A 9,885-nucleotide genomic window follows, 5' to 3' on the forward strand; every position below is an offset into this window, starting at 1 on the left:
GGCGGAAGTGGTCGCGTGGAATCGCCTGGTGTTCGACGCCGTCAGCGCAGAGCTTGCAGGTGATCGCCTGCCGGTCCTGCTCGGTGGCGACCACTCGCTCGCGATCGGTTCGATTGCCGCGGTGGCGCAAAGATGCCGGCAAGCTCGGCGGAAGCTGCGCGTGCTGTGGCTCGATGCTCACGCGGATTTCAACACCGCTGAACTCACACCGAGCGGCAATCTCCACGGCATGCCGGTCGCATGCCTGTGCGGTTTCGGCCCGTCCGAGCTCACCCACCTGAGCGGTGCTGCGCCGGCCATACGTTCTCGCGACATCCGCCTGGTGGGTGTGCGCAGCGTCGACGATGCCGAGCGGCATTTTCTGCGCACGGCCGGCATGGAGGTGTTCGACATGCGCTGCGTCGACGAGATCGGCATGCGGCAGACGCTGGAGCGCGCGCTGGCCGGCGTCGACGCGGGGACGCATCTGCACGTGAGTCTCGATGTCGACTTCCTCGATCCGGAGATCGCGCACGGCGTCGGCACCCCGGTGCGCGGCGGGCCGACCTATCGCGAAGCGCAGCTTTGCATGGAGATGATCGCGGATACCGGCTGCCTCGCGTCGCTCGACGTGATGGAGCTCAACCCCGCGTTCGACCGCCAGAACCAGACGGCGGAACTCGCCGTCGACTTGATCGAAAGCCTCTTCGGCAAGAGCACGTTGATCCCGCCTCGCCCGCGTGGGAGCCGGGCGGAAGTTCCTTAGGCCGGCTCATCGTTCAGTTTTTCAGAACGACTCCCTCAAAACATTCCGCTAGGTTTCCCCGGGCGTCGGACGCATCATTCTGTCCAGCGCAGCGTCGAGATATTCGACGAATGTGAACACGGAGGACAGCAAATGATGCAGATCCGCAAGTCATGCGAGCGCGGTCATGCCAACCACGGCTGGCTCGACACTTATCACACGTTCTCCTTTGCCGACTATTACGACCCGGCGCACATGGGCTTCGGGCCGCTGCGCGTGATCAACGAGGACCGCGTCGAGCCCGGCCGCGGCTTCGGCACGCACGGTCACCGCGACATGGAGATCATCACTTACGTGCTCGACGGCGGCCTGCAGCACCGCGACAACCTCGGCAACGGTTCGGTCATCCGTCCCGGCGACGTGCAGCGGATGAGCGCGGGCACCGGTGTGATGCACAGCGAATTCAATGCGTCGGAGCGCGATCCCGTGCACTTTCTGCAGATCTGGATCGAGCCGAGCGCGCGCGGTGTGCGGCCGGGCTACGAGCAGAAGCATTTCGCGGCCGGGGACAACCGCGGCACGCTGCGCCTCATCGCGTCACCCGGCGGTGACGAGGGCTCGGTCACGATCCATCAGGATGCGCGCGTCTATGCGGCGGATCTCGCGCCGGACGCAGCGGTCGCGCACCGGGTCGAACCGGGGCGGCGTGCTTACGTGCACGTGGCGCGCGGTGCGGTGGTGCTGAACGGCACGCCGCTCGAAGCAGGGGATGGTGCCCGCATCGTGGACGAGACGGCATTGAATCTCTCCGCGCTGCAGGAGTCACAAGTGCTGCTTTTCGACCTCCCCTGAAGGCAGTCAGGACATCGATTCGACGAAGGAGATGCGCGATGGCGACGAAGATACAGATCGTTTTCTACAGCATGTACGGCCATATCCACCAACTGGCGGAAGCCGTTGCAGCGGGGGCGCGCGAGGTGGCCGGCACCGAGGTCTCGCTCTACCAGGTGCCGGAACTCGTGCCGGCGGACGTGCTCGAAAAAAGCGGTGCCACGGCGGCACGCGCAGCATTCGCCGGGGTGCCGGTGGCACGACCGGAACAGCTCGCCGAGGCCGATGCCATCATCTTCGGGACGCCCACGCGCTTCGGCAACATGTGCGCGCAGATGCGCAACTTTCTCGATCAGACCGGCGGCCTGTGGATGAAGGGCGGCCTCATCGGCAAGGTGGGCAGCGTGTTCACCAGCACGGCCACCCAGCACGGCGGGCAGGAAACCACGATCACCAGCTTCCACAGCACCTTGCTCCACCATGGCATGGTGATCGTCGGTGTGCCGTACTCCGAGCAGCGGCTCGTCGTGATGAACGAAGTCACGGGCGGCACGCCCTACGGTGCCTCGACGCTCGCCGGGCCGGACGGCTCGCGCCAGCCGAGCGAGAACGAGCTCGCGATCGCGCAGTTCCAGGGCCGGCATGTCGCCGGCATCGCCGCGAAGCTGGCGGCGAAATAGGGCGGGCACTCGCGCCTTACCGGAAGATCCCATTGGAGTTCATCGCATGAACCTGCAGCTCGAAGGCAAGAGCGCGCTCGTCACCGGATCGACGCTCGGCATCGGTTTCGCCATCGCCCGCGCGCTTGCGCGCGAAGGCGCAACCGTCACTGTGAACGGACGGACCGAAGCGCGCGTCACGGAGGCCGTCGGGAAGCTTCGTGCCGAAGTGAAAGGTGCTGAGGTGAGCGGCCTCACCGCGGATCTCGGAACAGTCGCGGGTGCGGCGCAGCTCACCGCAGCCCGACCCGACGTGGACGTTCTCGTCAACAACGTTGGCATCTTCGAGCCGAAGGCGTTCGAGGACATTCCGGACGCCGACTGGCTGCGCTTCTTCGAAGTCAACGTGATGAGCGGCGTGCGCCTGTCGCGCCACTATCTCCCGCGCATGAAGGCGCGCAACTGGGGTCGCGTCATCTTCATCTCCAGCGAGTCGGCCCTCAACATTCCGGCAGAGATGATCCATTACGGGATGACGAAGACGGCACAGCTTTCCATCTCGCGCGGACTGGCCGAGACCACCGCGGGCACCGGTGTGACGGTGAACGCGGTGCTGCCCGGCCCGACTGCGTCGGAAGGTGTCGCGACGTTCGTCGAGCAGCTCGCCCGCGAAAACGGCATGACGCCGGCACAGATGGAACAGGAGTTCTTCCGGTCGGCGCGGCCCTCATCGCTGCTGAAGCGCTTCATCCTTCCGGATGAAATCGCGACCACGGTCGCCTACCTCTGCAGTCCGCTCGCTTCCGCCACCAACGGTGCGGCGGTGCGTGTCGAAGGCGGCTGCGTGCGGTCGATGGCCTGAGCTGAATGCCGTGACGGAACACGCACTCGACGCCCGCCGATCCCGCAGCGTGTCCAGCACGCGCGTGCATCGCTATACGGGCGTCGCCATCGCCCTGCACTGGCTCGTCGCGCTGCTGATGCTGGGAAGCTTCGTCGTCGGCCGCTACATGGTCGACCTCGATCTTTCCCCGTGGAAGCTCAAGGTCTATTCCTGGCACAAGTGGACGGGCGTCACCATCTTCCTGCTCGTCGTGTTGCGGCTGACATGGCGCGCCACGCACCGGCCGCCCGCACCGCCGCGGACGACGCCGGAATGGCAGCAGCACGCCGCGGGGGTTGCCCACGCGTTGCTCTACCTTCTGATGCTGGCGGTTCCGCTCTCGGGGTGGGTGATGAGTTCCGCCGGCGGATTTCCGGTCGTCTATTTCGGCGTGATCCAGCTGCCCGATCTCGTGACGAAGGACAAGGAACTGTTCGAGCTCATGAAGCTCGTGCACTTCGCGCTGAACAAGGCGCTGCTTGCGCTCGTGATCCTGCACGTCGCCGCCGCGCTCAAGCATCACTACGTGGACCGCGACGACGTGCTCGCGCGCATGCTCCCCAACGTCAAGCCGAGAGGATGAATCGAATGCAGCGCCTGGCAATACCGGTCGTGGCCGCGCTCCTTGTCGCAGCGTCCGCCTGGGCGGATACGGTGGACTACCAGAAGAGCCGCATCGGCTTCACGTTCAGGCAGATGAACGTGCCGGTGGAGGGTCAGTTTCCCAGGTTCAGCGCCAGCATGGCATTCGATGCGGCCACACCGGAGGCGAGCCGCGTGGAGATCGAGGTCGATCTCGCGAGCGTCGACACCGGCAGCACGGACGGCGACACCGAGGTGAAGCGCAAGCTGTGGTTCAACGTCGCCTCCTTCCCGAAGGCGAAGTTCACGTCCACCGCCATCAAGCCGCTCGGTGGCAACCGGTACGAAGTCGCCGGGACGCTCGGCATCAAGGGCCGCAGCCGCGACCTCAAGTTCCCGGTCACACTCAAACCGGAAGCCGGCGGCACGCTCATCGAGGGCGGGTTCCCCTTGCTGCGGCTGCAGTTCGGCATCGGCGAGGCGCAGTGGTCCGACACCGAAACGGTGGCGGACGAGGTTCAGGTCCGCTTCCGGATCTTCGCTTCCGCCGCAGTGGCACCCGGTTCTTCGAAGCAGCATTGAGGCGCCACCGAGGGGCGCCCCGTCATCCCTGATCACCACCCACAAAGGACTTTAGATGAAACAGAAGCTCGCCCTCCTTTCGCTCTCCGCCTTTCTCGCCGCTCCCGCGTTTGCGGCGCCGGAGAGCTACACGATCGACCCCCGGCACACGTTTCCCATGTACGAGGTCAATCACCTCGGCTTCTCCACGCAGCGCGGGCGCTTCAACACGACCTCGGGCAAGATCACTATCGACCGCGAGGCCAAGCGCGGCACGGTGCAGGTGACGATCGACACGTCGTCCGTGAGCAGCGGTGTGCCGAAGCTCGATGAGCACCTGCGCGGCGAGGACTTCTTCGACGTGGCCCAGCATCCGTCCATGACCTTCAAGTCGAGCAACCTCAAGTTCAACGGCGACGTCCCCGTCGCGGCCGAGGGCGAGCTCACGATACGGGGCATCACCAAGCCGGTTACCCTTGCCATCACGTCTTTCAAGTGCGGTCCGAACCCGGTCGCGAAGAAGGACGCGTGCGGCGCGGATGCGAACGTCACCATCAAGCGTTCCGACTTCGGCATGAAGTACGCGCTGCCGGCCTTGGGCGACGACGTCAAGCTCCTCATCAACGTCGAGGCGTTCAAGGACTGAACAGCGGGCTGATGGATAGCGTCACCGCCTTCTTCGAACAGTACGGCCTCGCCGCGGTCTTCGGGGTCGTGTTGCTGGAGCAGATCGGCGCGCCGATTCCGGCGGTGCCCGTGCTCCTGCTGGCCGGCGCGGCGGCGATGCACGATCCGCTCTACGGCGTGTATGCGCTCGTTCTCGCCATCGTGGCGTCCACGCTTGGCGACCTCGTCTGGTATGTGGCCGGGCGCCGCTACGGTCACCGCGTTCTGAAGACGCTGTGCCGTGTGTCGCTGTCGCCGGACTCCTGCGTGCGGCAGACGGAGAGCACGTTCGAGCGGCGCGGTCCGGGCACGCTGGTGATCGCGAAGTTCCTGCCGGGGCTTTCCACCGTCGCTCCGCCGGTGGCCGGTGCGCTCGGCTTGAGCCCCACCACGTTCCTCATCTTCAACGGCGCCGGCGCGGCGCTCTGGGCCGGTGTGGGTCTGGTCGCCGGGCTCGTCTTCCACGGCCAGATCGACTGGCTGCTCGGGCACATGGCGGAGCTCGGCGTTACCGCGCTGGTGATTCTCGCGGCCCTGGTCGCGGCCTACATCGGCTGGAAATGGTGGGAGCGGCACCGCTTCCTCAAGTCGCTGGAAGCGGCCCGCATCACGGTGGACGAGCTTTACGCCATGATGACGCGCGGCGAGGACCTGGTGATTCTCGACGTGCGCTCGAAGACGCACCGGGAACTGCACGGCCTGCGCATCCCCGGTGCGCGCCCCTTCGATCAGGACAATCTCGATCGGGTGGTCACGGACATCTCGCGCGACCATGAAATCGTCGTCTACTGCGCGTGCCCGAACGACGCCTCGGCGGTGAAGATGGCGGGGCTGCTGCGTCAGCGCGGCTTTCAGCATGTGCGCCCGCTTTCGGGGGGCATCGACGCGTGGACCGCGGCCGGGTTCGAGCTGGAGAAGCTGATTTGACGGGTGGCGCCTGGCTCGGGCGGCCGCTTTCGAGACGCTGCCGGCCCGGGGACGACACCCCGTGAGCGCCTTGCCCAACCCGGCGCTGCACGATGTCCACGGGTCTGCCTGGGCGCCTTTGCGGCAGAGCTCGTTCCGCAGTCTCTGGCTCGCGGCCGTTGCCGCGAACGCGGGGCTGTGGATGCGCGACGTGGCGGCAGGGTGGTTGATGACGAGCCTCGCGCCGTCGCCGTCGATGGTGGCGCTGGTGCAGGCGGCGACCACGCTGCCGGTGTTTCTGCTCTCGTTTCCCGGCGGTGCGCTTGCCGACATCGTCGATCGCCGCCACCTCCTGATCGGCACGCAGGTCTGGACGCTGGCGATGACGGCGCTGCTCGCGGGACTGACCGCCGTCGGCGCGACGACGCAGTGGGTGCTGCTCGCGCTCACCTTCGCGCTGGGTCTTGGCGCCGCGCTCATGATGCCGGCGTGGGCCGCGACCACGCCGGAGCTCATGCCGAAGCCGCAGCTCGGCGCGGCGATCGCGTTGAATGCCATGGGGATCAACGTGGCGCGTGCCGTCGGCCCGGCGCTGGCGGGCGTGATCGTGGCGGCGGCGGGTCCCGCCGCAGTGTTCGCGCTGTCGGCGCTGGCAGTGGTGGGCGTGATCGTGGCGCTCTACCGCTGGCGCCGGGAACCGAGGACGAGCACGCTTCCGGCAGAGCGGTTCGCCAGCGCGCTGCGCACCGGCTTCCGTTTCGCGCGCCATTCGCCGCCGCTCAAGCGCGTGCTGGTGCGCGCAGGCGTGTTCTTCCTGTTCGCCTCCGCGCTGTGGGCCTTTCTTCCGCTGATCGTGCGTCACGAGTTGCACGGAACCGCGGCGCTGTACGGCTGGATGCTCGCGTGTGTCGGCGTCGGCGCGGTGACCGGCGCGGTGACACTGCCCGGGCTGCGCTCGCGCCTGGGGCCCGACCGGACGGTCGCCATCGGCGCGACGGTGGCGGCCGCGGTGGCTTTGGGCCTCGCCTTCGTGCACGACGTCTGGTTGCTCAGTTTCGCCATGCTCGTCATGGGTGCGGCGTGGATCAGCGTCATCTCGTCGCTGCAGGTGTCGGCGCAGATGGCGCTGCCGGCCTGGGTGCGGGCGCGCGGACTGGCGCTCTTCCTGACGGTGTTCCAGGGCGCGATGGCCGCGGGCAGCGTGCTGTGGGGGAACCTCGCCGATCACACCGGCATTCCGGTGGCGCTCGCCGCTTCCGCGGTCGGGGCGCTCCTCGGCATTGCCGCCACCTGGCGCCTGCGCATCGGCGATCACGTCGACGCCGATCTGTCGCCGGCCATGCACTGGCCGCAGCCGCACGGGCGCGACGACGTCGATGATGACAGCGGCCCGGTGGTGGTGAGCCTCGAATACCGCATCGACCCCGGCCGCGCCGCGGCCTTTCGCGAGGCGATGGCGGCGCTGCATCGCATCCGCAAGCGCGACGGCGCCTTCTCGTGGGGACTCTTCCGGGACACGGCAGACCGCAGCCGCCACATCGAATACTTCATGATCGAATCCTGGGTCGAACACCTGCGTCAGCACGAACGCATGACCGTGGCGGACCTCGCCGTGGAGGCGGCGGCGAAGAGCTTCCACGTCGGACCGGACGCGATCGTCGTCACGCACTGGGTCGCGGCTTCCGGCGAGCGCGACACCGCGGCCGGCCAGGACCCGCGCCTGGCCGTGCCTCTGATCGCAACCTGACATCACCTGCGAGAATCAACCATGTCCACGATGCCTGCCATCTTCGTTTCCCACGGTGCGCCGACACTCGTCTTAGAGCCCGTCCCGGCACGCGATTTCCTGCGCGGACTGGGGCAATCGCTGCCCGCACCACGCGCCATCCTGGCGGTTTCGGCGCATTGGGAGACGGCGGTGCCAACCGTGAGCGCTGCCCAACGCCCGGAGACGATCCACGACTTCTATGGTTTTCCACCGGAGCTCTACCGCGTGCGTTACACAGCGCCCGGTGCGCCGGAGCTGGCGCAGAGAGTTGCCGAGTTGCTCGAACGGGCAAAGACGGCGGTCGATGTTTCCCGCGACCGCGGTCTCGATCACGGAGCCTGGGTGCCGCTCGTGCTCGCGTATCCGGGCGCCGACATTCCGGTGACTCAGCTGTCGATCCAGAGTGCGCGCGGACCCGCGTGGCACTGGGCGCTCGGCGAGGCGCTGCGGCCGCTGCGGGAGGAGGGCGTGCTCGTCCTCGCGTCGGGGTCCATCACGCACAACCTGCGGGACTTCGGTCGGCAGGCGCTGAACGCGGCCCCGGCAGGTTACGCGGCGGCGTTCAGCGAGTGGCTTGCCGCCGCGATCACCGAAGGTCGCCACGACGATCTCATCGCCTACCGGAAGCTCGCACCCGAGGCCGCGCGCAATCATCCAACCGAGGAACATCTGCTGCCGCTCTTCGTGGCGGCCGGGGCGGGCAGCACCGGGCGCGGCGAGCGCCTCCATGCGAGCTACACTTACGGGGCGTTCGCGATGGACGTGTACCGGTTCGACTGAGGCGCCGCCGCGGCGGTCCTCGAAGGAGGGAGGATGCAGCAATCGAGAAGTGTCCGCGCCGAAGATCGCGGAGGTCGCAGGACGGTGCCAGCCGCGACGCTTGCAGGATTCATCCTGCTGTGCGCGGGATGCGTCGGTGACGTCGAGCGCACGCTGTATCCAGCGGTGCTCGGTTTCGACTGCGCCGATGGCAAGGTCATGCAGGTGACGCGGTCCGCGGACGGGCGCACGGCGACGGTTGTGATCGACGGGAAAAGCGTGGTGCTGGCGCGCGCCGCGAGCGCGGCCGAGGAGAAATACAGCGACGGTGCCTACATGCTGTATCTCGACCGCGAGCGCGCGTTCCTGGAGAACAACGGCAAGGTCGTCTTCGGGCCCTGCCAGTCGCAGGCGGCGCTGCCGACGGCCCCGCGCCGGAACTACTGAGAGAGCGAGAAGGGGCGCCATCACGATGAATCAGGTCACGGCGATGCTGCTGGCGGCCGGGGTCGGTGCGTTGCTGCCGATTCAGGTGGCGATGAACATGCAGCTGCGTGCGCCGTTGCGCGATCCGCTGCTGACGGCGCTCCCCAATTTCCTCGTGGGGACTGCGGTGATCGCCGGCTACGTGCTGCTCATGCGCGTGCGGCTGCCGAGTGCGTCCGCTCTGGTGCACGTGCCGGTGTGGGCGTGGTTCGGAGGATTGATCGGTGCCGCCTACGTGGTGGGCTCGCTGCATCTGGGCCCCAAGATCGGCGCGACCCTGCTGCTCGCCTTGCTGCTGACGGGACAGATGGCGATGTCGTTGCTCGTCGACCACTTCGGGTTGCTGGGATTTCCCCGGCACCCGGTGAATCTTGCGCGGCTCGCGGGTGTGATGCTGCTCGTCGCGGGCGCGCTCATGATCGTGAAGAACTAGGGACTGCCGGAATGAACGCCTGCGAATTCGGACAACGCTATCTGCCTGTGATCGGCCGCTATCTGCTGGCGATCCTCTTTGTCTTCTCGGGCTGGGGCAAGATCACCGGCTTCGCCGCGATGACGGCGTACATGGCCTCCAAAGGGATGCCGCTGCCGCAGGTGCTGCTGCCGGGTGCGATCCTCGTCGAACTCGGCGGCGGGCTCGCGCTCATGCTCGGCTGGAAGGCGCGCTGGGCGGCGCTCGCAATCTTCCTCTTCTGCATCCCGACCACGCTCATCTTCCACAACTTCTGGGCGCTGCCGCCGGATCAGGCGCAGAACCAGATGATTCACTTCCTCAAGAATCTCGCCCTGATGGGTGGACTTCTCTACGTCGTCGCGTTCGGGCCGGGAGCGCTCAGTCTCGACGGCCTCAGACGGCATCGCTAGAGAAGCAAACGCCGCGAGCGCCCTGTCGACGGTCGCGGCGTCGGGACTTGCGGTTTCAGCGCGACTGTTGCTGCTGCTGGGCCTGCTGCTGGCGGCCGACCTGCACGCCCTGATCGAAGGCCCGCTGCTGTTGCGCCTGCTGATTGCGTTGGTGCTGGTCGACGAGATAGCCGCCGGCGGCACCCGCCGCGGCACC

13 protein-coding genes are annotated in these 9,885 nt (G+C 67.3%); all 13 read left to right on the forward strand.

Features of this window, described 5'->3' with window-relative positions:
• Positions 1–745, forward strand: a 745-nt coding sequence (gene rocF / locus JNK68_02225) for an arginase (protein MBL8539167.1), incomplete at its 5' end; no start/stop codon positions are given.
• A gap of 132 nt (positions 746–877) precedes the next feature.
• Positions 878–1,576 (forward strand): pirin family protein, encoded by a 699-nt coding sequence (locus JNK68_02230; protein ID MBL8539168.1) that lies wholly within the window; start codon positions 878–880, stop codon positions 1,574–1,576.
• Positions 1,577–1,614: 38 nt separating this feature from the next.
• Entirely contained in the window at positions 1,615–2,235 is a 621-nt protein-coding gene (wrbA, locus tag JNK68_02235; protein ID MBL8539169.1) for an NAD(P)H:quinone oxidoreductase, read from the forward strand.
• Between the two features lie 46 nt (positions 2,236–2,281).
• On the forward strand, positions 2,282–3,076 hold the full coding sequence (locus JNK68_02240; protein ID MBL8539170.1) for an SDR family oxidoreductase: 795 nt from the start codon (positions 2,282–2,284) through the stop codon (positions 3,074–3,076).
• Positions 2,973–3,680 (forward strand): cytochrome b, encoded by a 708-nt coding sequence (locus JNK68_02245; GenBank protein MBL8539171.1) that lies wholly within the window; start codon positions 2,973–2,975, stop codon positions 3,678–3,680. Before JNK68_02240 ends, JNK68_02245 begins: the two co-directional genes overlap by 104 nt.
• Positions 3,677–4,261, forward strand: coding sequence for a YceI family protein (locus JNK68_02250; protein ID MBL8539172.1), 585 nt, complete (start codon positions 3,677–3,679; stop codon positions 4,259–4,261). The genes JNK68_02245 and JNK68_02250 overlap by 4 nt, the downstream gene beginning before the upstream one ends.
• 55 nt (positions 4,262–4,316) lie before the next feature.
• Complete coding sequence (locus JNK68_02255) at positions 4,317–4,886, forward strand: polyisoprenoid-binding protein (GenBank protein MBL8539173.1); 570 nt, start codon at positions 4,317–4,319, stop codon at positions 4,884–4,886.
• Positions 4,887–4,897: 11 nt separating this feature from the next.
• On the forward strand, positions 4,898–5,833 hold the full coding sequence (locus tag JNK68_02260) for a DedA family protein/thiosulfate sulfurtransferase GlpE (GenBank protein MBL8539174.1): 936 nt from the start codon (positions 4,898–4,900) through the stop codon (positions 5,831–5,833).
• 85 nt (positions 5,834–5,918) lie between these two features.
• Positions 5,919–7,559 carry an MFS transporter gene (locus tag JNK68_02265; GenBank protein MBL8539175.1) on the forward strand — a complete coding sequence of 547 codons (1,641 nt, stop codon included), beginning with the start codon at positions 5,919–5,921 and terminating at the stop codon, positions 7,557–7,559.
• A gap of 21 nt (positions 7,560–7,580) precedes the next feature.
• Positions 7,581–8,360, forward strand: a complete 780-nt coding sequence (locus JNK68_02270) for a dioxygenase (GenBank protein ID MBL8539176.1) — start codon at positions 7,581–7,583, stop codon at positions 8,358–8,360.
• A gap of 84 nt (positions 8,361–8,444) precedes the next feature.
• Entirely contained in the window at positions 8,445–8,786 is a 342-nt protein-coding gene (locus JNK68_02275; protein ID MBL8539177.1) for an MliC family protein, read from the forward strand.
• A 25-nt stretch (positions 8,787–8,811) separates the two neighbouring features.
• Entirely contained in the window at positions 8,812–9,258 is a 447-nt protein-coding gene (locus JNK68_02280; GenBank protein MBL8539178.1) for a DMT family transporter, read from the forward strand.
• An 11-nt stretch (positions 9,259–9,269) separates the two neighbouring features.
• Positions 9,270–9,689, forward strand: a complete 420-nt coding sequence (locus tag JNK68_02285; GenBank protein MBL8539179.1) for a DoxX family protein — start codon at positions 9,270–9,272, stop codon at positions 9,687–9,689.
• Positions 9,690–9,885: the final 196 nt, after the last annotated feature.

It is taken from the genome of Betaproteobacteria bacterium, from assembly GCA_016791345.1.
Classification (GTDB): domain Bacteria; phylum Pseudomonadota; class Gammaproteobacteria; order Burkholderiales; family JAEUMW01; genus JAEUMW01.

Coding starts and splice junctions, on each gene's coding strand:
- JNK68_02230 (MBL8539168.1), top strand. CDS start 878: ATGATGCAGATCCGCAAGTCATGCGAGCGCGGTCATGCCAACCACGGC.
- wrbA (MBL8539169.1), top strand. CDS start 1,615: ATGGCGACGAAGATACAGATCGTTTTCTACAGCATGTACGGCCATATC.
- JNK68_02240 (MBL8539170.1), top strand. CDS start 2,282: ATGAACCTGCAGCTCGAAGGCAAGAGCGCGCTCGTCACCGGATCGACG.
- JNK68_02245 (MBL8539171.1), top strand. CDS start 2,973: ATGAAATCGCGACCACGGTCGCCTACCTCTGCAGTCCGCTCGCTTCCG.
- JNK68_02250 (MBL8539172.1), top strand. CDS start 3,677: ATGAATCGAATGCAGCGCCTGGCAATACCGGTCGTGGCCGCGCTCCTT.
- JNK68_02255 (MBL8539173.1), top strand. CDS start 4,317: ATGAAACAGAAGCTCGCCCTCCTTTCGCTCTCCGCCTTTCTCGCCGCT.
- JNK68_02260 (MBL8539174.1), top strand. CDS start 4,898: ATGGATAGCGTCACCGCCTTCTTCGAACAGTACGGCCTCGCCGCGGTC.
- JNK68_02270 (MBL8539176.1), top strand. CDS start 7,581: ATGTCCACGATGCCTGCCATCTTCGTTTCCCACGGTGCGCCGACACTC.
- JNK68_02280 (MBL8539178.1), top strand. CDS start 8,812: ATGAATCAGGTCACGGCGATGCTGCTGGCGGCCGGGGTCGGTGCGTTG.
- JNK68_02285 (MBL8539179.1), top strand. CDS start 9,270: ATGAACGCCTGCGAATTCGGACAACGCTATCTGCCTGTGATCGGCCGC.